This window comes from Stenotrophomonas maltophilia group sp. LNF247 (genome assembly GCF_054083135.1).
Map to the genome: position 1 here is coordinate 99,226 of NZ_JBSRQL010000012.1, position 22,198 is coordinate 121,423.

The window sequence follows — 22,198 nt, forward strand, 5'->3', positions numbered from 1 at the left end:
CGGCCCCCAGGCCGCCCTTGATGCTCACGGTCGAGCCCGCCGGATCAGCGCGGGGAAGCCACCGCGCGGTTGCTCGAGGCGCCCTTGCCCTTGCGCTTGTCCTGCTGCTGCGCAGGGCTGCTGCCCTCGGCCATCAGGTTGTCGCTGCCGAAGTCGGTGTCCACGTCCAGCCAGCGCTGCGCCGGCAGGCCGAGCGCGGAGTCGAGCACGGTCGGCAGCAGGCCGCTGGGCAGGCTGCTTTCGCCGTTCCACATGATGGCGATGCCCAGATCGCGTTCCGGCACCAGCGCGACCAGGCCGCGGTAACCCTGTACGGCACCGGCATGGAACACCACGTCGTGGCCGGCGTAGTCGAAGGTGCGCCAGCCCAGGGCATAGCCCGCCGAATGCAGGCGCTCACGGCGCCAGCCTGAACGCATCTCGCCGGGGGTGCTGATCAGGCTCGAATGCAGCGTGGCCAGCAGCGGTGCCGGCAGCACGTCGGGGCGGTGGCCGGTGTGGGCGAGCAGCCACTGCGCCATGTCGCTGGCACTGGCATTGACGCCGGCCGCCGGGGCGACCCGGTAGTAGGTCGGCTTCGGCGTCAGCGAGACCCAGCCGTTGCGGCTGCGCACGTGCGGACGCGCCCAGCGCGAGCTGGCCTGGATGCCGGCCAGGCCGAGGCTGGCATCGTTCATGCCCAGCGGCTTGAAGATACGGCGCTCGACCGACTGCTCGTAGAAGCTGCCGGAGGCCGCGTAGACGACATCGCCGATCAGGCTGAAGGCCACGTTCTGGTAGGCATAGCACTCGCCCGGCAGGCACTTCAGGCTGGTGTTGGCCAGTTTCTGGGTCAACGCGTAGTACTCGGCGTTGCCTTCGATGTCGCGGTCGTAGGCGTTGTACGGCAGGCCGACGCGATGGCTGAGCACGTCGGCCACGGTCAGGCGATCAGTGGCTTCCGGCGAGTTCAGGCGGAAACCCGGCACGTAGTCGGTGACCTTGCTGTCCCAGCGCAGCGTGCCGTCGTTGACCAGCAGGCCGGCCATGGTGCCGGCGAAGGCCTTGGACAGCGAGGCCAGGCGGAACACGGTGTGCGCATCAACTGGCAGCGGATTGTTGACGTCGGTGACGCCATAGCCGCGCGCGCTGAGGATACGGCCGCCCTGCACGATCGCCACCGCCATGCCCGGCACGCGTTCGCCATAGGTGAGCTGCTGCGCCATCGATTCGATGTTGGCGACGTTGAAGCCGGGCGCCGGGGCCTGCACGCGGGGCACCAGGCCGGTGCGGTAGGCCGCCGGCTGGGTGTGGGCGACGGTGGGACCCGCAGCAGTTTCGATGTTGGTCGGCATCGGCGGCAACGCCGGCGGGGTCTGCGCGGTGGTGGACAAGGCAACGGGCATCAACATGCCCAGCAAACCGGTGGCCGCCGATCGGATCGGACGACGCAGGCTGTTCTTTTTCATCGGTTGGACCCGTGCGCGACTGCTGATGGCGATTCTAGCGCCGCTTTTCCCCTGTGCACAAACAAAGCGAAGATGAATGCGCATCTCGTTGAAAAAGTTGGCATTTTGACGCTCTGGAAGTGTGTCCGAACGTGTCGTTCCTGCCTCTCATGCCACTACGTTGCGGCCATCGGTGCGCGCGTCACGCTGGCGATGTTGCAGTGCATTGGCTAACGTACGCGCTTCACCGCCCCGGAGCCTGCCATGCCGCTGTCCAACCGCCGTCTTCTGGCGAGGGACGCCGCGTGAGCGCGGTGAAGGGCAAGGGGCCGCTGCGTGGGCTGACGGCGGCACTGCGTGAGTCGCCGGCGCTGTGGTGGTCGTTCCTGTACTTCTTCTGCCTGCTCAGTGGCTACTACGTGCTGCGCCCGGTGCGTGAGGCGATGGCTGCCTCGGCGGACCTGGAAACGGTGTTTCCGCCGATGCTGATCGCCTGGTTCGCCAGCCATGGCATCGCGCTGAAGGACTTCGTCCTGCAGTTCCTGTTTTCCTGCGTGTTCGTGATCATGCTGGTGCTGCAGCCGGTGTACGGCTGGCTGGTCAGCCGCTTCCCACGGCGGGTGTTCCTGCCGGCGGTGTATGGGTTCTTCATCGTCACCCTGCTGGGCTTCTACGTACTGTTCGATAGCGGTGTGCCGGGCCGCGGCATGGCGTTCTTTTTCTGGATCACTGTCTTCAACCTGTTCGCGGTGGCGGTGTTCTGGAGCTTCATGGCCGATGTGTTTTCCAACGCGCAGGCACGTGCTTTCTACGGTTACATCGGCGCGGCTGGCACCGTCGGTGCCTTCCTCGGTCCGATCATCACCAGTGCGCTGGTGCAGCGCGTGGGTATCGCCAACCTGATGCTGGTCTCTGCGGGATTCCTGGTCGTCTGCCTGTTGTGCATCTGGCGGCTGCGGCACTGGGCGGTGCTGCGCGAACGCGAGCAGCAACTGGTGTCCGGCGAGAAGCCAATGGGCGGCAGCGTGCTGGATGGCTTGAAACTGATCGTGCGTGAACCTCTGCTGCGCTGGCTGGCGATCATGGTGGTGTTCGGTGTGGGCGTGGGCACCCTTTTGTACAACCAGCAGGCCACTATCGTGCGTGCCTCATTCAATGATGCAGGCGCCGCCACCGCGTTCTTCTCGCGTATCGACCTGGCGGTGAACGCACTGGCGCTGCTGATGCAGCTCGCCCTGACCCGCTGGCTGCTGTCCCGGCATGGCATTGCGCCGGCGCTGCTGATTCCTGGTTTCGCGATCCTGATCGGCTTCTCGGTGCTGGCGGCCTCGCCGATGCCGCTGATGGTCGCGGTGGTGCAGGTGATGACCCGCGCCAGTGAATTCGCGCTGGCCAAGCCGGCGCGCGAAACCATCTACACCCGCGTGGACCGCCAGTGGCGCTATAAGGCCGGCGCAGCGATCGACACGGTGGTCTACCGGGGCGCGGACCTGAGCTTTGCGTGGCTGCACAAGGGGCTGTCCCTGTTCGGCTCGCACGTGGTGTTCATGGGTGGCGTGGCGGTGGCCGGCTTCATGACCCTGGCCGCGTTCGGCGTGCTGCGCGAAGAAAAGAAACTGCCGCGCGACCGCTGACGCGGCCCAATCTTCCCGAGGAGAGAAACGATGTCGCTGATCGCGCTGCTGCTGACCGTGCTGGTCGCGGTGCTGCACCTGTACTTCCTGGTGCTGGAGATGTTCCTGTGGACCCGCCCGCTGGGCCTGAAGACCTTCCGCAACACGCCGGAGAAGGCAGAGATCACGCGCGTGCTGGCGGCCAACCAGGGCCTGTACAACGGCTTCCTGGCGGCGGGCATCGTAGTGGGGCTGGTGATCGATCAGCCAGTGCTGGTGACGTTCTCGCTGGCCTGCGTGGTGGTGGCGGGGTGCTATGGGGCGTACAGCGTGAGCCGCCGAATTTTCATGATCCAGGCGGTGCCTGCGATCCTGGCGTTGGTTCTTCGCGCGGTGGCGTAGTTTCCAGCCAACGGCGCAGCCCCTCGTGGGTTGGTCGCGTGGAGCGGGTCATGTGTTGGGTGTGGCGGGTGGGCCGTGCAGGGGACGCTGCAAGTACGTCCATGTAAGCTCGATGGCGCCATCCATGGCGCCAACGCCCCTGAACGGCCCACCCGCCACACCCCTGACAGTTTCAGGGCGCGGCCAGCCCACGGAGAAGAAAAAGAAGTTCAAGAGCAACAGCAACAGCAACAGCAAAAGCGGCCGGTGGGCCGCTTTTGCTTCTGCCCTTCTTTTTTCTCTTGCGTGGGTGGACGCCGCAGAGATGCGTCCGAGGCTGGGGGCGGTGGGTTCGCGGGGGTGTCCGCGGCATGGATGCCGCGGCCAAGCCCCCAGGGATGGGTTCACGGCGTCCCCCGCGAACCCACCGTCCCCAGCCTAACCAGGGCTTTCCGCGATCAACCGTCCACCCACGAGGGGCTGCGCCGTTCGCGGGGACCTACTTCGCCGGCGACAACCACATGTCGATCACCGCGCTGAACACCTCCGTGCCCGCACGGTCGCGCACGCTCACCGTCACCGGCAGCGCATAGCCCTCGGCCGCGACGACAATCGGCTGTGCCGGCAACGCCACCGCCTGCAGCGTGCCACGCGCCTTGGCCAGGTACTGCACCTGCATCCCCTTCGGGATCCAGCGCATGCCCTTCGGCAGCGATGCATCGACCATCAACCCGGCGGTCAGTTCGGCCAGGTTGCACATCGCGATCGCATGCACCGTGCCGATGTGGTTGCGTACCCTGCGGCGGTCGGCCAGCGTCCCTTCGCAGCGGCCGTGTTCCAGGCGGGTGATGCGTGGCGCGATGCTGGCGAAGTACGGCGCCTTGAAACACACCGCGCGCGAGAACAGCCAGTTGCCAGCAGGCCAGCGCTGCAGGCTTTGGTAAAGCGAGAGCAGGGGTGTGGACATGAGGGGTATTCCGGTCGGCGGATAACGCGACGGCGGGCCGAGGCCCGCCGTCGAAGGCAACGTGTGTCGCGGGCGATCAGGCCGCCTGCGAATGCGGGTCCTTGTGCTGGCGGTCGTAGTAGCTGGCCGCGCGCAGTTCGTGGGTGTCGAAGTCGTCCACGGTGATGGTGTCCAGGGTCAGCGTGCGCAGCTCTTCCAGCAGGCTGCGCTCGTCCTGGGTGATCACGCCCTCGGCCACGGCCTCGTCCAGCTGGCTCTTGAAATCCAGCGCCTCGATGCCCTTGCTCTTCAGCGCCTTGAGGAACTTGCGCTCCACCGGCTCGGCCATGATCGCCTTGCTCAGGTAGCTGTTGATGCGGCCACCCGGGTTGTTCTCGCACGGGGTCAGGAACACGCCACTGGCCAGGCGGTCGCGGGCTTCGTTCGGCGCCATCAGCAGGGCGGCGACACGGCGGCTCAGGCGATCGCCCGGCGCCTCGGCACGACGGCCCAGCGGGAAGATCAGTGCCCACATCAGCCAGCCGATCGGACGGATCGGGAAGTTGCGCAGTGCGGCCGACAGCGACTCTTCGATCTTGTGCACGCTGTCATGGAAGGCCCAGGCCAGCAGCGGCTGGTCGGCCTGCGGTGCGCCTTCGTCGTGGTAGCGCTTGAGCATTGCGCTGGTCATGTAGACGTGGCTCAGCACGTCGCCCAGGCGGCCGGACAGCGATTCCTTGAACTTCAGCTTGCCGCCGAGTGTCATCATCGAGATGTCGGCCATCAGGGCCAGGTTGGCCGAGTAACGGTCCAGCTTGCGGAAGTAGCGGCGGGTGTAGGCGTCACCCGGAGCGGCGCCGAAGCGCGCGCCGGTCAGGCCGAACCAGAACGAACGCACGGCGTTGGAGATGCCGTAGCGGATGTGGCCGAACAGGCTGCGGTCGAACTCCTGCAGGCCGGCACGGGTGTCCGGATCCTGCGCCGCCTTCATCTCCTTCAGCACCCATGGGTGGCAGAGGATCGCACCCTGGCCGAAGATCAGCAGGCTGCGGGTCATGATGTTGGCGCCTTCCACGGTGATCGCGATCGGCGCGGCCTGCCAGCTGCGGCCGGCGAAGTTGCGCGGCCCCAGGATGATGCCCTTGCCGCCGATCACGTCCATCATGTCCGAGATCACTTCGCGGCTCATAGTGGTGCAGTGATACTTGGCGATGGCCGACGGCACCGACGGCACGTCACCGCGGTCGACCGCCGCGGCGGTGGCCTGCGACAGTGCGCTGATCTTGTAGGCCTTGCCACCGATGCGGGCCAGCGCCTCCTCGACGCCCTCGAAGCGGCCGACCGACAGGCCGAACTGCTTGCGGATGCGTGCATAGGCGCCGGTGACGGCCGCACCGGCCTTGGCACCACCGCTGGCGGTGGACGGCAGGGTGATCGAGCGGCCTACGGCCAGGCACTCGTTGAGCATGTTCCAGCCCTTGCCGGCCATGGCCGCGCCACCGATCAGCTGGGTCAGCGGGATGAACACATCCTTGCCCCGGATCGGACCGTTCTGGAAGGTCGAGTTCAGCGGGAAGTGGCGACGGCCGATCTCCACGCCGGCTGTGTCGCGCGGCAGCAGGCCCAGAGTGATGCCGATATCGCGGGTATCGCCGATCAGGCCATCGGGATCGTACATGCGGAAGGCCAGGCCGATCAGCGAGGCGACCGGTGCCAGGGTGATGTAGCGCTTGTCGAAGGTCAGCTTGACGCCGAGCACCTGCTCGCCGTTCCACTCGCCCTTGCAGACGATGCCGTAATCGGGAATCGAGGTGGCGTCGGAACCGGCGAACGGACCGGTCAGGCCGAAGCAGGGCACTTCACGGCCATCGGCCAAGCGCGGCAGGTACTGGTCCTTCTGTTCCTGGGTGCCGTAATGCACCAGCAGTTCACCCGGGCCCAGCGAGTTGGGTACGCCGACGGTGGAGCTGACCACCGAGGACACCGAGGCCAGCTTCTGGATCACCTTGTGGTGGGCCAGCGCGGAGAAGCCCAGGCCGCCATATTCCTTCGGGATGATCATGCCGAAGAACTTGTTCTTCTTGATGAAGGCCCACAGCTCCGGCGGCAGGTCGGCATGGACGTGGGTGATTTCCCAGTCGTTGACCATCGCGCACAACTCTTCGACGGGGCCATCAAGGAAGGCCTGTTCTTCGGCAGTCAGCTGCGGCTTGGGGTAGTTGAGCAGGATGTTCCAGTCCGGATCACCGGTGAACAGTTCGCCCTCGAATCCGACCGAACCGGTTTCCAGCGCGATGCGCTCGGTCTGCGACAGCGGCGGCAGCACCTTGCGGAACACCTTCATCATCGGGCCGGTCAGCAGCGGCTTGCGGATGAACGGCAGCAGCAGCGGCACGGCGATGACGGCCAACACGGCGGCCGCCACGATCGTGGCGGTCTGGTTGACGTAGGGGATGAACCAGCAGGCGACCAGCAGGGCCACGCTGATCAGCGTCCAGGTAACCAGCCGCATGCGGTGGTAGGCGACGAACGCGCCTGCCAGCAGCAGGGCGAGGAAGGGAAGAACGATGCTCATGAGCGTGCTCCGGTGACGTGCTCGTTTGTGGCGGACGAAGCCGCAGCATCCGCTGCGGGCAACACGTCCAGATAGTCCAACACAATAGCGGTAAAGGCGTCGTTGTCATCGCCTGCGACCATATGCGTGGCCTGCGGCAGCTGTACATGGCGCGCGTGCGGCGCCAACGCCAGGAATTCGGCCACGGTCTGCGGCGTGACCAGATCGCTGCGGCCGCCGCTGACCAGCAGCAGCGGGCACTTCACCTGGCGCGCGGCCTCGGCCAGTGCGTCCTGGTGCTGCTCGCTGTCGCGGGCCAGTTCGGCCACCAGGCGCGGGTCCCAATGCCAGCGCCAGCGGCCGTGTCCGTCTTCGCGTAGCAAGGCACGCAGCGACTGCTCGGATTTGCGCGGGCGGTGAGGCATGTAGGCCGAGATCACATCGGCGGCCTGGGCCAGCGAGGCAAAGCCGTCGGGATGGGCGGTCATGAAGGCGAGGATGCGTTCGACGCCGGCGATATCCCAGCGCGGCGTGATGTCGACCAGTACCATCGCCGAGAACAGGCCGGGCCAGCGCGACTCAGCCAGCAGGCCGAACAGCCCGCCCATCGACGCTGCAACGAGCACCGGCGCACGCGGCTGTTCACCGGCCAGCACGATCAGGTCATCAGCGAACTGTTCGCCGTGATAGGGCAGGTCGGTGGCATTCCAGTCTGAATCGCCATGGCCGCGCGCGTCGTAAGCGAGTGTCTGCAGGCCGGCCGCAGACAGGGCGCGTGCGGTGGCGTTCCAGGCGTGGCGGGTCTGGCCGAAGCCGTGCGCGAACAGCACGCGACCACGACGACCGTGCTCGCTGGCCGTGGCCGCGAGGCGGGCGCCATGGGCGGCCTCCAGGCGCAGGTCATGGAACGCAGCGGGAGTAGGGGACATAACCATACTTGCTAGTATGGATCGCTTGCGGGGGAAGTCAATACTGCATCGTATGGTGCGTTGCAGGTTAGGGTCCAGGGGGGGCTTTGACGGTTTCGCCTGCAACGGCGTACTGCAACGAACCCCGGCGTATGGTTAAATCAGTCCATGAATCAACCTGACGCTTCCGCCGGCGAACCGCGCGCCGGCCGCAACAGCCGCCTGAGTGCCGAAGACTGGGCCCAGGCGGCCCTCGACCTGATTGCTGAACAAGGCGTAGGCGCCGTTGCGGTGGAACCGCTGGCGCGGCGACTCGGCGTGACCAAGGGCAGTTTCTACTGGCATTTCCCTTCGCGCGATGCATTGCTGCAGGCGGCGCTGGAGCGCTGGGAACTGTTCGAACAGGAACAGGTGTTCGGCAGCCTGGAAGACGTACCGGATCCGCGTGTGCGCCTGCGCCAGCTGTTCCAGATGGTGGCGCATGAAGTGCAGCCGCACATCATCTACAGCGAGCTGCTGAAGGCGCTGGACCATCCGATGGTGCGGCCGGTGATCGACCGGGTTTCGCAGCGTCGCCTCGACTATCTGGTTGCCTCGTTCCGCCAGGCAGGGCTCAGCTCGACCGATGCACGCCATCGCGCACGCCTGGCCTACGCCGCCTATGTCGGCTTCCTGCAGTTGTCGTTGCAGCTGCAGCAGCCGAAGCAGGCGCGCGAGGATTTCGAAGCCTATGTGGAGCACCTGATCGAGACGCTGATTCCGAACGGTTGAGCGTTGTTGCTTTGTTGAGTGCAGAAGGCCGCGGCAATTGCCGCGGCCTTTTTCGTTGGGTGCTGCCGCAGCCTGGAATGCGCAAAAAACAACGGCCCCTTGCGGGGCCGTTGCTGCATCAGCCGATCAGTGGATCGATCAGAACTTCTGCTTGTACTGCATGTACATGTAGCGGCCCGGCAGGTCGTACTGCGGGTCGAACATGTTGTACGAGGTCGAGTACGAGACCGGCGGATCCTTGTCCCACACGTTGTTCAGGCCGACCATGATGGTGCCCTTCCACGGCGTGTTGTAGCGGAACTGGACGTCGTGGTAGGTGGTCGCGCCCATGTGGTTCTCGCGGTTCTCGGGATCCGAGCAGTAGTTGCGCAGCGAACCACCCAGCAGGCAGGACTCGGTCATCCCCGACTTGTAACGCAGGCCGTAGTTGACGCCGAAATCACCATAGGACCAGTCGACGTACAGGTTGGAACGGATGCGCCAGTACGGATCCTGATCGAGGTAACGTCCCTGGCGACCTTCGACCTGCGAGTCTTCGGTGGCCTTGGTTTCCCACTTGCTCAGGTAGGTGCTGTCGAGGGTAATGGTGAACTGGCCGATCGAGGTTTCCGGCAGGCGATACAGGATGCCCAGATCCCAGCCTTCCACCTTGTACGACGCCAGGTTCTGCAGCGGCATGTCGACGTTGGTGATGGTGTAGCGCTCGGCGGCAGTGCCGTAGGTCGGGTCACGGGTAATCAGGCCGCAGTAGGCTGCCTGCTCAGCCGGCGAGCCGCCGTAGCAGTAGTTCATGATGTCCTGGATTGCCGGACGAGTGATGGCATCATCGATCTTGATCTGCCACCAGTCCAGGGTCACGTTCAGGCCGGTCACGAAGCTCGGGCTCCACACCAGGCCCAGCGTCTTGCTGGTCGAGGTTTCCGGCTTCAGGTTCGGGTTGGACTTCCAGGTGAACGGCTCGGCGGTCTGGGCGGCACCGGACTGCGGCACGCCGTCATCGTCGCGGGTATTGGGCTGCACGAAGCCAGCCGGAACACCCTGGGCAATACACTGCGCCAGCACTGCACCGGTCGGGCCATTGGCGGCCGCGCACGGATCGGCGTAGGTTTCGAACGAATCGCCATCACCTGCGAACAGGTTGCTGATGCTCGGCGCGCGGAAGCCTTCCGAGTAGTTGCCGCGGATCATCAGGTCGTCGATCGGCTTCCAGCGGAAGCCGAACTTGTTGTTGGTAGTGTTGCCGAAGTTGCTGTACTTCGAGTAGCGGGTTGCCGCGCTGAAGTCCAGCAGCTTGGCGCCCGGCAGATCGGCCAGGACAGGGATCGACAGTTCCAGGAAGAACTCGTCCAGGTCATAGCTGCCCTTGGTCGGCTTGGCGCCGTTGCCGGTGCTCAGGCCCGCAGCAATGAAGGCGTCCGGATCGAACTGGCCGGATTCCTTGCGGTACTCGTAGCCTGCGGCGAACGCCAGGGCACCTGCCGGCAGCTGGGCGATTTCACCGGAGATGTTGGCGTAGTAGCCCTTGGACACCAGGTTGGAAGAGTCGTGGGCGGTGAACGAGGTGTAGTCGATGGCACCCTGGCTGATCGAGCCTTCCGGGCCCAGCGCATTGACCGGCACGCAACCCTGAATGATGTCGCCACCCGGAGCGGTAACGCACACCGGCACGCCACCACGAAGCTCGGACGGACCATAGGCGTTGCGCAGGTTGGCCAGGTTGAACAGGCCATAGGTCAGGTCGTTCTGGTCAGTCTTGTCGTAGCGGTAGCCGACGTCCCAGTCAAAGTTGCGATCGGCGAACTCGAAGAAGCCTTCGAAGCCACCGTAGAAGTGCCAGTTCTTGACGTTCTGGTTGAACGAACGGCCGCCACTCTCGTTGAAGCGACGGTTGACGCCGGTCAGGTCCTCACCGGTCGGGTTGTACATGCTGTCCTTGCTCAGGCGCATGCCGGTGACGGGCATGGCGGCCAGCAGCTGTTCGGACTTGCGCTCGTTGTACATCGCCTCGGTGCGGAAGGTGACGTTGTCGGTGATGTTGTACGAGCCCGATGCGAACAGCGAGGTGCGCTCCTGCGGGGTCAGCAGGTAGTTGTCCGGTGCGGTGTTGTAGCCGTGGACGTTGGCATTGAACGGCGTTTCCACGCCGTTGATCAGGACATAGCGCTCGTCATTGCGCAGGTAGGAACCCGGCATGCCGGTGCTGCTCTGGCCGTCGAAGAACGGAGGGCCGCCGGCGGAGATCTTGCGATCACCAGCCATGACCTTGTCTTCCTTCACGTAGGAGACACCCAGCATCAGCGACGCGCGATCGGTGGTGGTACCGATGGTGAAGTCGGCGGCTTCGCGTTCGCCGTCACCAGCGCTGTACTGGCCCTTGTAGAAGTTGGCTTCCGCGCCATCGAAGTTCTGCTTGGTGATGATGTTCACCACGCCGGCGATCGCGTCCGAACCGTAGATGGTCGACGCGCCGTCCTTGAGGACGTCGATACGCTCGATCATCGCGGTCGGGATGGTGTTCAGGTCGACGCTGCCATCCAGACCGGTGGTCCAGCGACGGCCATTGACCAGCACCAGGGTACGCGCAGAACCCAGGTTGCGCAGGCTGATGCCGGCCGAGCCATCACCGCCGTTGTTGAACGTACGGTTCAGCGCGGCGCCGTTGGCGGCGACGCGCTGCAGGATGTCGGCGACCGAGGTCACGCCCTGCTTTTCGATGTCGGCGCGGGTCAGGCTCAGGACCGGCTGCGAGGTTTCGATGTCGGTGCTCTTGATGCGCGAACCGGTGACCGAGATGCGGTCAAGGTTGGTCGCTTCCTGAGCCTGGGCGGTGGCTGTGGACGCCACACCGGCAACGAGCGCGACCAGAACGGCGTCGCGCAGCTTGTTGGACTGGAAATTCATTGGCTCTCTCTCTCCAAGAAATCTTGGCTGGGTTAATGCCCGGCGGGGGAGCGAAAAGCGCTCCCAAATCGCGAGGGCTGAACCGATAGTAGCGGGCGTTGGCCAAGAATTAAAGCTGCGTTAATCAAGCCTGTGATTTTGGTAAAAATGAAATTTCACACTGGAAATCAAAGGGTTGAAGTGCACGTGCGCTGACGATGTCTCGTTTGTTAGCGCAAAGTGACGAAAAAAGTTCTCGTTGATTTGTATCACAGTGTGTCGGCATGCGTTGCACGGTATCGAGTACGCCGAAAAGCGCGCTGCGTGTATCACGAGCGCGCACATGCAACGGGCGCCTTTCGGCGCCCGGAAGAAGTCATTGCAGTGAAGACCCACGTGGGCCGGGTCAGAGATCCTGTTCGTAACGCACGTACGGCACGGTGCCGTCGTCATTGCTTTCATTGCGCGGGGAGAACGGATTCTTGCCCCGGCTGATCACGTTCTCGGCGCCAACGGTCAGCTGGCCGGACCACGGGGTGCGCCAAGTCAGGCCGATGCCCAGGCCTTCCCACTTGCCAGGCTTGCCCGGCACGTCGATCACGCGGCCGATGATGCTGCCGGTGAAATTGCCGTACCCGGCGCCAATGCTCAGGCTTTTGCTGTCCCAGCGGTCGGCGATGGACGGCGCTGCGTCGGCCAACGGTACCAGCCGCGCCTTGGCGTAGGTACCGGCAATCGAGACAAAACCCTCGCGACCGATGTTCTTCTGCGCGAACACGGTCAGATCGTTCTGCTCGGCGCGCAGCGAGGGTGTCTTGTTCGGGCCGGACAGCCACGCCGGCAGGGTTTCACGGCCCGTGCCCGCGGTGATGCCGAGGCGGCCGCTGCCGCGGTTCAGCGCGGCAGTCCCGGTGAAGCGGCGGCTGTTGAGGTCGTCATCGTCACCCAGGCTGGCCAGCATGCAGTGACTGGCCAGGCCGCTCATGCTGGTCCCGCTGCTGCTGTTGCAGAGCAGGCCCAGCGAATCGCCGGAGGACAGGCCGAAGGCCGCATCCAGCGAGTTGCGGCCGAAGTGCCAGCGGGCGCCGGCAGCCTGTTCACCGGTGGGCTCCAGGTACAGCAATGCCTCGACCTTGCCGCTGCCCTTGTTCCATACCGGCAGCACGGTCCGGGTGTCCTTGCTCTGCGCGTGCGCGCCCGTGATCGCGCCAAGGGCGATCAGCAGGGCCAGCGGTAGACGCAGGAAGGTACGCATCGGACCAGTTCAGACAAGGATGGACAACGGAAGTTCCCGTAGAGACGGGAACTTGATCGTAGGGTGTTTATGAATTCTTAACAAGCCTTGATCCCCCCAGATGCAAGACAAGCTGTTCACTGAAGCCGTTCGGGCGCCGGTACAGTCCCCTCGGCACCGTGGAACAGTATGCCGAACTCCGTCAAAGGAAAGTGATACTCCCGCCCGCAGAATTCGCAACGGACCTCGACGGCGCCGGTGTCCGCGGCCGCGGCACGTGCCTCGTCCTCGCCCAGCGACTGCAGCATCGATGCGACCCGCTCGCGGGAACAGGAGCAGGCGAAGGACAGCGGCTTGTCGCCCATCAGTTCCGGCTTCTCCTCGTGGAACAGGCGGTGCAGCAGCTGCTCGGCCGGGGTGGCCAGCAGTTCGGCCTTGCCCAGGGTCTCGAACAGGGCGCTGGCACGCGCCCAGCCGTCCTCGTCACCCTCATCGCCTGGCAGCTTCTGCAGCAGCAGGCCGGCGGCGCCATTGCGGTCGGCGGCCAGCAGCAGGCGCGTCGGCAGCTGCTCGGACTGGCGGAAGTAGTCCTCGAAGGCCTCGTCCAGCTCCGGTGCGGTCAGTGCGACCAGGCTCTGGTAGCGCTGCGGCTCGCGCGGGTCCAGGCCCGGGTTTTCGATGGTGATCGCGAGAAGGGCGTCATCACCCAGGCTGGACAGGTCGCGCGGCGCATCGGCCCCCTCGCTGAGCTGGGCGATGCCGCGCAGGGTACCGGCGGCGGTGCATTCGGCGAACAGGGTGCGCGGGGCGGTGCTGCTACGCAGCTGGATCGACAGGCGCCCATCGATCTTGGTATGGCCGGTGAACAGCGCCGAGGCAACACAGGCCTCGCCGAGCAGTTCGGCAGCGGTGTCCGGGTACGCGGCGTGGGACAGGATTTCCTGCCAGGTGGCCTGCAGGCGCACGTGGACGCCACGGACGCCAGCGTCGGGCAGCAGGAAGCGGATCAGGGAATCGGGGTTGGCGGTCATCGGCTCACATCGCGCGTAAACGGGGGCGGTTGCCGGATAATGCGCCGACAACCAGATAGAAGAAGGATGCACCAGTAATGGGGGCAGGGGGAGAGCAGCACAAGGTGGAAGCCGTAGCAGAAGGCCCACGCCGCAGGCGCTGGCGCTGGAAACGGCTGCTGTGGCTGCCGGTGTTGCTGGCGGCCTTCAGCTGCCTGCAGGTGCTGGTGCTGCGGTTCATCGACCCGCCGGTATCCACGGTCATGCTGTGGCGCTATGGCGAGGCGCTGGGCGAGGCCGATTGGTCCTATCGCCTGCATTACCAGTGGCGCGACCTGGACCAGATGGCGCCGAGCCTGCCGATCTCGCTGGTGGCGGCCGAAGACCAGCGCTTCCCCGTCCACAATGGCTTCGACCTGCAGGCCATCGAGAAGGCCCGCGACCACAATGCCAAGGGCGGGCGACTGCGTGGCGCCAGCACGATCAGCCAGCAGGTGGCCAAGAACCTGTTCCTCTGGCAGGGCCGCAGCTGGATCCGCAAGGGGCTGGAGGTCTGGTACACCGTGCTGATCGAAGCGCTGTGGCCAAAGGAGCGCATCCTGGAGATGTACGCCAACATTGCTGAGTTCGGCGATGGTGTATATGGCGCGCAGGCAGCGGCACAGACATTCTGGGGCAAGGATGCGGCGCGGTTGAGCCCGGCCGATAGCGCGCGGCTGGCGGCGGTGTTGCCGGCGCCGCGGCGCTACAACGCGGCAAAGCCAGGGCCGTACGTGCAGCGGCGTGCGGCCTGGATCCAGCGCCAGGCACGGCAGCTGGGTGGGGCCGCGTACCTTTCGGAAGAGTGAGCGCGCGCTGCCTGATCTGCGGGCGGCGGCAACGTACAATCCGGGCATGACCCGCGAACGGCTTACTTTCGTCATCGCCGCCTACAACGAGGCCCTGGCATTGCCGTTGCTGCATCCGCGGTTGTGCGCGGTGCTCGACGCGCTGCCCGACATCGACGGCCACATCCTGTACGTGGACGACGGCAGCCATGACGGCACGTGGGAGGTGATCGCCCGCCTGGCCCAGTCCGATGCGCGGGTTTCCGCACTGAAGCTGTCGCGCAATTTCGGCAAGGAAGCGGCGCTGACCGCCGGGCTGGACCTGGTGCGCGAAGGCGCGGCGATGATCCTCGACGCCGACGGCCAGGATCCGCCGGAACTGGTGCCGCAGTTCGTCGCGCGCTGGCGTGAGGGCCATGACAACGTGTATGGCACGCGCATGGCCCGCGACGGCGAGGCCTGGATCAAGCGCGCCACGGCGGCGATGTTCTACCGGGTGATCGGTCGTCTGTCACGCACGCCGATCCCGGCCGATACCGGTGATTTCCGCCTGCTGTCGCCGCGTGCGCTGAGTGCGCTGCGCGAGATGCGTGAGCGCCACCGCTTCATGAAGGGGCTCTTCAGTTGGGTGGGTTTCAAGCGGATCGCGGTCCCCTATCACCGCCATGCGCGCGTGGCCGGCACCAGCAAGTTCAGCCTGTGGCGGCTGTGGAACTTCGCGCTGGAGGGCATTACCGGCTTCTCCACCGTGCCGTTGCGGGCGGCGACCTACCTGGGGCTGGCAACGGCGGCGGTGGCCTTCGTATTCGGTGTGTGGGTGATCATCAAGGCGGCGCTGTATGGCGACCGGGTGGCGGGCTGGCCGACGATGATGGCGGTGATCCTTTTCCTGGGCGGGGTGCAGCTGATCGCGCTGGGCCTGATCGGTGAGTACCTGGGGCGGCTGTACGAAGAGTCCAAGCAGCGGCCGTTGTACCTGGTTGACACGTGGCTAGCATCCGCCGTGGCAGACTCTGCCCTGCAACCCACCCTTGGAGGGCAGGCAGATGACCACGGTACGGCAACTGTTGGACGGCAAGTCTCCTGAAGTGCATGCGGTCGCGCCGGAGGCGGCGGTGATCGATGCGATCCGGCTGATGGCGGAAAAGGGTATTGGTGCGGTGCTGGTGATGGAGGGGCCGCGGCTGGTCGGCATTCTTTCCGAGCGCGATTACGCGCGCAAGATCGTGCTGCGTGATCGTTCCTCACGAGATACGGCGGTGGCCGAGATCATGACCGCACAGGTGGTGACGGTCTCGCCGGGCGAGCAGGTGGAGCATTGCCTGCAGCTGGTGACCGACTACCGCATCCGCCACCTGCCGGTGGTGGAAGGCGCGCAGGTGCTGGGGGTGATCTCGATCGGCGACCTGGTGAAGTCGGTGATCGATGCGCAGCGGCGCGAGCTGGACCAGCTGCAGCAGTACATCGTCGCCGGGTGAGGGTGTCGCTGGCGGGCCTGCGGCCCGCCGGCCCGCTTTTCGAAGCCAGAGCCAGAGCTGAGAGCAGCGCCTTCCTGTCCTGCGGGGAGGCGGAGGGCATGGGCGTGCAGGACACGCCGTGAACCCATCCATGGGGGCTCGATGGCGCCATCCATGGCGCCAACGGTCCTGCACGCCCATGCCCTCCGCCTCTGGACACATTTCTGCGAGCGCGGTGCGTACATGCGCGGTGCCTCGCCTTTTGTAGGTGCCAACCTTGGTTGGCAACAGCTTTTGACTTTGCTTTTTTCTTTTGACTTTGAATTTCCGCTCTCGTTCCGCGCGCGCAGGAAACTGTCGGGAGGGGGACGGGTGACGCAGGCAGGACCGTTGGCGCCATGGATGGCGCCATCGAGCCTACAGGGACGTACTTGCGGCGTGTCCTGCCTGCGCCACCCGTCCCCCTCAAGCCGCGATCAATGCAGGCGCCGCGAACAACGCTGTAAACCTACTTCGCATACTGCCCGCCGCAGTCGGCATCCTTCCCCGGCCCCAGTTCGATCGTCGCCAGCAACGCCGCCGGCGGCGCGATGCTGCCCAGCGCCAGGGCCACGGCGCCACGAATACCCAACGCCTTGAAGTCGGGCCGGAATGACGGGTCCTTGAAGGTGCCACTGATGTGCAGCGGAGAACGCAGTACCAGAATGCTCCTGTCCTTCGGGCGTGGCTTCAGCAGCAGGTCCAGGGTCTCGTCGCGCAGGCTCACCGTGCCTTCGCCGATGAGGATCGTGTCGGTGGTGTCCACCGCCATCGCCTGGCTGGTCATCAGGCCGTCGCGCACGCCGAAGTCGGCGAAGGCGCAGCGCAGGGGGATCTGCTTGTCGCCGGTCACCAGGAATTTCAGCGATTCGGTGATGTCCAGCCCCGCCAGTTCCATCACCAGGTTGCCGACATGGCCGCGGCCCATCGCCAGGCCGACCTTGCCACTGCTGCTGCCGAGCATTGCGGCGACCGAGTTGCCGTGGCCGCTCAGGTCCACCTCGCCGCCGATGCCACCCTTGGCCTGTTCAGCCAGCTTGGCATCAGGGAACAACTGGCCCAGCTGCACGCCGCGCACGCTGGCCTTCAGCGCGGTGCTGATCTGCGAACGGCGCGCGTCCATGCGGATCGTGCTGCGGATGTCGCCGCCGGCGACGCCGAAGTTCAGCGGGTCCAACCGCAGCACGCCGTCATCCAGCAACAGGTGCGCATCCATGTCGTCCAGCGGCAACGAAGGGGCGTTGATGCGGTGGGCCTTCCAGCGCACGTCGGCATCCATGGCGCGCAGCTTGCCCAGGTTGTAGGGCGTGTCGGGCAGCACCCGTGCACGGGCGGCAATCCGTGCGGCCTCGGCCTTCTGCTCTGCGTTGGCCGTTTCGCCGCCGCCGGTTTTTGGCGGGGCGCCGACGAAGCCGGCAAGGTCATCAAAGTCCAGGCGCCTGGATTGCAGCGTGGCGGTCAGCCGTGGACGATCGCGTCCCACCTCGAACTGCAGGTTGCCCCCCAGGTCGCTGTCGCCGACCTTGCCAGTGAAGCTGTCGTAACGCCAGACGTCGTGGTCGCGTTTGAGGCGTCCGTTCAACGCATAGGGCGGTGAGGGCGGGATGGCGATGCCGAGCAGAGGGTAGAGATCGGCCAGGTCCTGGCCGCTGAGCGCGAACTGCAGGTCGAACACGCGCAGCTGGAAGGGGTTGGTCAGCGTGCCACTGGCGACTGCGTGAGTGGCGCCGGCCCGGCCATCGAGATGGATGCGGAACGGGTGGTCGCTGTCGGTCAGTTCCAGGGGGGATTCAGTGCCGCCGCGCAGCGTGAACGGATTGCCCTGCCAGCGGCCTTTACCCTGCACCAGCAGCGGTGGCGCAGTGTCGGCCTGCTTCGGTTGGCCGCTGCGCACGTCCACGAGGATGTCGGTGCGGCCCAGCGTGTCGAGGAACTGCAGGCGACCGTCGTCGATGCGCAGCCGCTTGAGTTGGGGGCTTGCCCCGCCGGTGCTGCCGCCGAGGAAATCCCAGTTGCCCGGGTCTCCCTTGCGCGGTGCGGTTTCCAGCAGCACATCCGGCCGGGTCAGGCGTACTTCGGGCAGCTGCACGCTGCCGCGCAGCAGGGGCCACACCCGCACATCGATCTCGACGCGGTCCGCCGTGGCCATGGCGGGCTGTTTTGCCCAGCTGGCATTGGCGAAGGTGATCGCATCGGCGCGGATCGTGCTGGTGCGGCCGAGGTCGACATCCAGGTTCCCGATGTGCAGTGCGCGGCCGGTGCGTGCCTGCACCGCACGCTCCACGGCCCCCTTGAACCAGTTCCAGTCCCACAACGCGAACAGCACCAGTATTGCCGCCAGCATGAAGACCAGGATCGTCAGCCAGCGCCGGCCACGTGGGCCGGGACGGCGGAGGCGCCAGCGGTGCGTGCGCTTTGCAGCAGGGGAGGCGGCAGCATTCACGCTGCCATGGTTGCCCCCTCTTCGTGGACAGGGCGCGAAGCGTCCATGTGCATGGCGTGCACGCGCTGCGTTCGAGCGGTCGTTTACAACACCTGCATGGTGACCGCGACAAAGTGGCAGACACTGCCGCCGATCACGAACAGGTGCCAGATCGCATGCGAGTACGGGATCGATTCACGGTGGTAGAAATAGGTGCCCAGCGTGTACGACAGGCCGCCGGCAAACAGCCAGGCGAGGGTGCCACCGTCGATCGAGGCCCACATCGGCTTGATCGCCACGATCACCAGCCAGCCCATGGCGATGTAGATCACCGTGGAGAGCACCTTGAAGCGGCCGGTGTAGAACAGCTTGAACACCACACCCGCCAGCGCCAGCGCCCAGATCGCAGTGAACAGGCCCCAGCCCCACGGACCGCGCAGGCCGATCAGGGTGAACGGGGTATAGGTGCCCGCGATCAGCACGTAGATCGCGCAGTGGTCGAACACCTTCAGCCGGCCCTTGGCGACCGGATGCTGGATGGCGTGATACAGGGTGGAGGCGGTGTACAGAAGCAGCAGCGCGATACCGAATACGATCGCGCTGGCCAGCTGCCAGCCGTCGCCGTAGATCGCAGCCAGGGTGATCAACACCGCACTGGCGGCCAGGGCGAATACCGCGCCCAGGCCATGGGTCAGGGCGCTGGCGACTTCTTCACGGATCGAAGCAATGGACGTCGTGGACATGGGCATGGGCGTTGTTCGCGGGGAGGGGGACCCGCGTCCCCCTATCATCGCCGCGATGGCCGCCATGTGCACGCCCGTCACCGTATGGGGGATGAATCCGCGCCTATCCACGCATGGCGTGGATCTACCAGGCGCGGATCCGCCTCCGTGGCATCAGCCCACCGAAACGGTATGCGCCGCTTCGCGGGTGGCCGAGAAGCGCACGTCCGGCGAGCGTTCCTGCGCCAGCTGCAGGTTGACCCGGGTCGGCGCCAGGTAGACCAGGTGCCCGGCCGCATCCAGGGCCAGGTTCAGCGCGTTCTTCTCGCGGAATTCTTCCAGCTTCTTCTCGTTGCTGCAGTGGACCCAGCGCGCGGTGGTCACACTGACCGGCTCGAAGGTGGCTTCCACGCCGTACTCGTCCTTCAGGCGGTAGGCGGCCACGTCGAACTGCAGCACACCCACCGCACCCAGGATCAGGTCGTTGCTGGTGAGGGGGCGGAAGAACTGGGTTGCGCCTTCCTCGGACAGCTGGGCCAGGCCCTTCTGCAGCTGCTTGAGCTTGAGCGGATCGCGCAGGCGTGCGCGACGGAACAGTTCCGGGGCGAAGTTGGGAATGCCGGTGAAGGTGACCGCTTCGCCTTCGGTGAAGGTATCGCCGATGGAGATGGTGCCGTGGTTGTGGATGCCGATCACATCGCCCGGCCACGCCTCGGCCGCGATCTCGCGATCGCTGGCCATGAAGGTCAACGCGTTGGCCAGCTTCATTTCCTTGCCGGTGCGCACGTGGAAGGTCTTCATGCCGGCGCTGAAACGGCCCGAGCAGACCCGCATGAAGGCCACGCGGTCACGGTGCTGCGGGTCCATGTTGGCCTGGATCTTGAACACAAAGCCGGTCAGCTTGTTCTCTTCCGGTGCGATCTGGCGGCCGGTGGTGGAGCGCGCCTGCGGCGATGGCGCGTGCTCGACGAAGAAGTCCAGCAGTGGCTGCACGCCGAAGTTGTTCACGCCCGAGCCGAAGAACACCGGGGTCTGCTTGCCGGCGCGGTAGGCGTCCAGGTCGAACGGGTGGCTGGCGCCCTGCACCAGTTCCAGCTCGTCGCGCAGGTCGGCCAGCATCTGTGCACCGATCTTCTCGGCCAGGCCGGGGGCATCGATGGACGGGAAGATGGTGGAATCCTGGCGGGTGAAGTTGCGGCCCGGCTCATACAGGTGCACTTCGCCGGTCAGCAGGTGCACCACGCCCTTCAGGCGCTGGCCCATGCCGATGGGCCAGGTGACCGGGGCGCACTGGATGCCCAGCACGGTTTCCACTTCATCCAGCAGCTCGATCGGTTCCTTGCCCTCGCGGTCGAGCTTGTTGATGAAGGTCATGATCGGGGTGTCGCGCAGTCGGCAGACTTCCATCAGCTTGATGGTGCGCTCTTCCACGCCCTTGGCCACGTCGATCACCATCAGCGCCGAGTCCACCGCAGTCAGCACGCGGTAGGTGTCCTCGCCGAAGTCGGCGTGGCCGGGGGTGTCGAGCAGGTTGACGATCTTGCCTTCGTACGGGAACTGCATCACCGAGGAGGTGACCGAGATGCCGCGCTCCTTTTCCAGTGCCATCCAGTCGGAGGTGGCGTGGCGGGCGGCCTTGCGGCCCTTGACCGAACCGGCCATCTGGATCGCGCCTCCGAACAGCAGCAGCTTTTCGGTCAGCGTGGTCTTGCCAGCGTCAGGGTGGGAAATGATGGCGAAGGTGCGGCGACGCGACGCTTCGTTGGCGACTTCGGACATGGCAGTGGCGCCCGCCCGGGGCGCTATTCAAAGAGATAAGCGCCCGATTATACCGGCCGGGGCCGGTCAGCGCCCGGTACCGCCGTCTGCTTCGCCCTGGCGGGCGAACTGCAGCTGTCCCTGCCCGGCGAAGATGCGCACCGGCACCGAGCGCAGGCCCATGCCGCGGTTGACCTGCACCACGAAGTGCAGGTGCGGCGCAGTGCTGTAGCCGCTGTTGCCGGACAGGCCGATCGGTTGCCCGGCTCCCACCGCCTGGCCGCGGCGCACGCGCATGCCGCCGTCCTGGAGGTGGCCGTACAGGGCCATGCTGCCGTCGCTGTGCAGCACGCGGATGAAATTGGCACGGGCACCATCGCGCTCGCGGTCCTGGCCATTGCCACGGAAGCCATCCTGGATCTGCATCACCGTGCCCTCGCGCGCGGCCAGCACCAGGGTGCCCTCCGGCAGTGCGAAGTCGACCGCGTCGCGGTTCTCCTCGTCGTCATGGCTGAATCGCCCCTGCGGCGCTTGGTCCACACGCAGGCGGGCCGCATCGAACGGCAGGCGATAGGCGACATCTTCGGCCTGTGCGGCCGGGTTGCCCGGCACCGACTGCAGTCGCAGATCCAGCATGCGGCCATCGATCGGGGCGGGCAGGTGGCCGACCACCAGGCTGCTGTCGCCCTGGATCAGCGACTCGACCGGGAGGCCTTCGACCGGGTGTCCGGGGGCGGCGCGCAGCTGGATCTGCAGCGGCCCTGCCAGCCCGTTGTCGATCCGCGCCTGCCATTGCGTACCGACCGGCTGCAGGCGCAACTGGGCCATGGGGGCGGCGCCCTCGGCACTGCCTGCGCGGGTGGCACGGGCGGAAGGGGGAGCCAGTCCCCAGCCTTGGCGCCAGTCGCCGGCGTGTACGGTCGCGCTCGCCAGCAGAGGCAACAGCAGGCAGGACAGGGGCAGGCGCGGCATCGGGGTTTCCAGCGAGAGGACCGCCGGGACTGTACCCGATCCTGAACGGGGCGACCGGGACGGCCCTCGCAGAGTGACCCTGGAAATATCTATCGCTTTATCCGCATGAAGGGATTGACAGTGCCGGAAAGGGCTGGCATCGTGACTCCACCATCGAGACCGGCAGAGGGACAGGCCCTTTGAAGCCGGGGCAGCCCGCAGGCGCGCAAGCGTCTGCGTAGGTGCCAAATCCTGCGGGGACCGTGGCGTCCACCGAAAGATGGTTCGAACCATGCAC

At 65.9% G+C, this 22,198-nt stretch carries 17 protein-coding genes and 1 riboswitch; of the genes, 6 read left to right on the forward strand and 11 right to left on the reverse strand.

The features are described from left to right. Nucleotides 1-44 precede the first annotated feature (44 nt). Nucleotides 45-1,448 carry a serine hydrolase domain-containing protein gene (locus ACTXG9_RS13270; protein WP_019660081.1) on the reverse strand — a complete coding sequence of 468 codons (1,404 nt, stop codon included), beginning with the start codon at nucleotides 1,446-1,448 and terminating at the stop codon, nucleotides 45-47. 284 nt (nucleotides 1,449-1,732) lie between these two features. Between ACTXG9_RS13270 and ACTXG9_RS13275 the strand changes: the two genes are divergently transcribed. Together ACTXG9_RS13275 and ACTXG9_RS13280 are read left to right on the forward strand one after the other, a co-directional pair. Further along, on the forward strand, nucleotides 1,733-3,061 hold the full coding sequence (locus ACTXG9_RS13275) for an NTP/NDP exchange transporter (protein ID WP_111102079.1): 1,329 nt from the start codon (nucleotides 1,733-1,735) through the stop codon (nucleotides 3,059-3,061). Between the two features lie 30 nt (nucleotides 3,062-3,091). Beyond that, a complete protein-coding gene (locus ACTXG9_RS13280; protein ID WP_111102078.1) occupies nucleotides 3,092-3,442 on the forward strand; it encodes a DUF1304 domain-containing protein in 351 nt (116 codons plus the stop codon). A 478-nt stretch (nucleotides 3,443-3,920) separates the two neighbouring features. On the opposite strand, the gene ACTXG9_RS13285 is transcribed toward ACTXG9_RS13280, so the two are convergent. From ACTXG9_RS13285 to ACTXG9_RS13295, 3 genes are all read right to left on the reverse strand, one after another. After that, nucleotides 3,921-4,388: a hotdog fold domain-containing protein gene (locus ACTXG9_RS13285; protein WP_111098783.1), complete on the reverse strand. Its 468-nt coding sequence runs from the start codon at nucleotides 4,386-4,388 to the stop codon at nucleotides 3,921-3,923. Between the two features lie 76 nt (nucleotides 4,389-4,464). After that, nucleotides 4,465-6,942 carry an acyl-CoA dehydrogenase gene (locus ACTXG9_RS13290; RefSeq protein WP_021204706.1) on the reverse strand — a complete coding sequence of 826 codons (2,478 nt, stop codon included), beginning with the start codon at nucleotides 6,940-6,942 and terminating at the stop codon, nucleotides 4,465-4,467. After that, on the reverse strand, nucleotides 6,939-7,856 hold the full coding sequence (locus tag ACTXG9_RS13295) for an alpha/beta fold hydrolase (protein WP_206621985.1): 918 nt from the start codon (nucleotides 7,854-7,856) through the stop codon (nucleotides 6,939-6,941). The genes ACTXG9_RS13290 and ACTXG9_RS13295 overlap by 4 nt, the downstream gene beginning before the upstream one ends. A gap of 141 nt (nucleotides 7,857-7,997) precedes the next feature. Between ACTXG9_RS13295 and ACTXG9_RS13300 the strand changes: the two genes are divergently transcribed. After that, complete coding sequence (locus ACTXG9_RS13300) at nucleotides 7,998-8,600, forward strand: TetR/AcrR family transcriptional regulator (protein WP_005418411.1); 603 nt, start codon at nucleotides 7,998-8,000, stop codon at nucleotides 8,598-8,600. A gap of 138 nt (nucleotides 8,601-8,738) precedes the next feature. On the opposite strand, the gene ACTXG9_RS13305 is transcribed toward ACTXG9_RS13300, so the two are convergent. From ACTXG9_RS13305 to hslO, 3 genes are all read right to left on the reverse strand, one after another. Next, the gene (locus ACTXG9_RS13305) at nucleotides 8,739-11,501 is read right to left on the reverse strand and encodes a TonB-dependent receptor plug domain-containing protein (protein ID WP_111098784.1); all 2,763 of its coding nucleotides are present in this window, start codon (nucleotides 11,499-11,501) and stop codon (nucleotides 8,739-8,741) included. A 385-nt stretch (nucleotides 11,502-11,886) separates the two neighbouring features. Continuing rightward, entirely contained in the window at nucleotides 11,887-12,735 is an 849-nt protein-coding gene (locus ACTXG9_RS13310; RefSeq protein ID WP_019660074.1) for an XOO1806 family protein, read from the reverse strand. Between the two features lie 116 nt (nucleotides 12,736-12,851). After that, on the reverse strand, nucleotides 12,852-13,745 hold the full coding sequence (gene hslO, locus ACTXG9_RS13315) for an Hsp33 family molecular chaperone HslO (protein ID WP_197575685.1): 894 nt from the start codon (nucleotides 13,743-13,745) through the stop codon (nucleotides 12,852-12,854). A 77-nt stretch (nucleotides 13,746-13,822) separates the two neighbouring features. On the opposite strand from hslO, the gene mtgA reads away from it, so the two are divergent. The 3 genes from mtgA to ACTXG9_RS13330 are packed head-to-tail and all read left to right on the forward strand — an operon-like array spanning nucleotide 13,823 to nucleotide 16,029. Then, a complete protein-coding gene (gene mtgA / locus ACTXG9_RS13320; protein ID WP_111098786.1) occupies nucleotides 13,823-14,572 on the forward strand; it encodes a monofunctional biosynthetic peptidoglycan transglycosylase in 750 nt (249 codons plus the stop codon). A 46-nt stretch (nucleotides 14,573-14,618) separates the two neighbouring features. After that, on the forward strand, nucleotides 14,619-15,638 hold the full coding sequence (locus tag ACTXG9_RS13325) for a glycosyltransferase family 2 protein (protein WP_021204700.1): 1,020 nt from the start codon (nucleotides 14,619-14,621) through the stop codon (nucleotides 15,636-15,638). Beyond that, complete coding sequence (locus tag ACTXG9_RS13330) at nucleotides 15,598-16,029, forward strand: CBS domain-containing protein (protein WP_019660070.1); 432 nt, start codon at nucleotides 15,598-15,600, stop codon at nucleotides 16,027-16,029. The genes ACTXG9_RS13325 and ACTXG9_RS13330 overlap by 41 nt, the downstream gene beginning before the upstream one ends. 487 nt (nucleotides 16,030-16,516) lie before the next feature. On the opposite strand, the gene ACTXG9_RS13335 is transcribed toward ACTXG9_RS13330, so the two are convergent. The 4 genes from ACTXG9_RS13335 to ACTXG9_RS13350 form a co-directional block, all read right to left on the reverse strand. After that, nucleotides 16,517-18,490 (reverse strand): AsmA family protein, encoded by a 1,974-nt coding sequence (locus ACTXG9_RS13335; RefSeq protein WP_206621974.1) that lies wholly within the window; start codon nucleotides 18,488-18,490, stop codon nucleotides 16,517-16,519. An 83-nt stretch (nucleotides 18,491-18,573) separates the two neighbouring features. Further along, a complete protein-coding gene (gene trhA, locus ACTXG9_RS13340) occupies nucleotides 18,574-19,212 on the reverse strand; it encodes a PAQR family membrane homeostasis protein TrhA (RefSeq protein ID WP_021202025.1) in 639 nt (212 codons plus the stop codon). A gap of 153 nt (nucleotides 19,213-19,365) precedes the next feature. After that, the gene (locus ACTXG9_RS13345; protein WP_111104445.1) at nucleotides 19,366-20,970 is read right to left on the reverse strand and encodes a peptide chain release factor 3; all 1,605 of its coding nucleotides are present in this window, start codon (nucleotides 20,968-20,970) and stop codon (nucleotides 19,366-19,368) included. Between the two features lie 66 nt (nucleotides 20,971-21,036). Then, nucleotides 21,037-21,921 (reverse strand): M23 family metallopeptidase, encoded by an 885-nt coding sequence (locus tag ACTXG9_RS13350; RefSeq protein WP_111098788.1) that lies wholly within the window; start codon nucleotides 21,919-21,921, stop codon nucleotides 21,037-21,039. Between the two features lie 147 nt (nucleotides 21,922-22,068). Further along, nucleotides 22,069-22,187, forward strand: a riboswitch (SAM riboswitch). Nucleotides 22,188-22,198 lie beyond the last annotated feature (11 nt).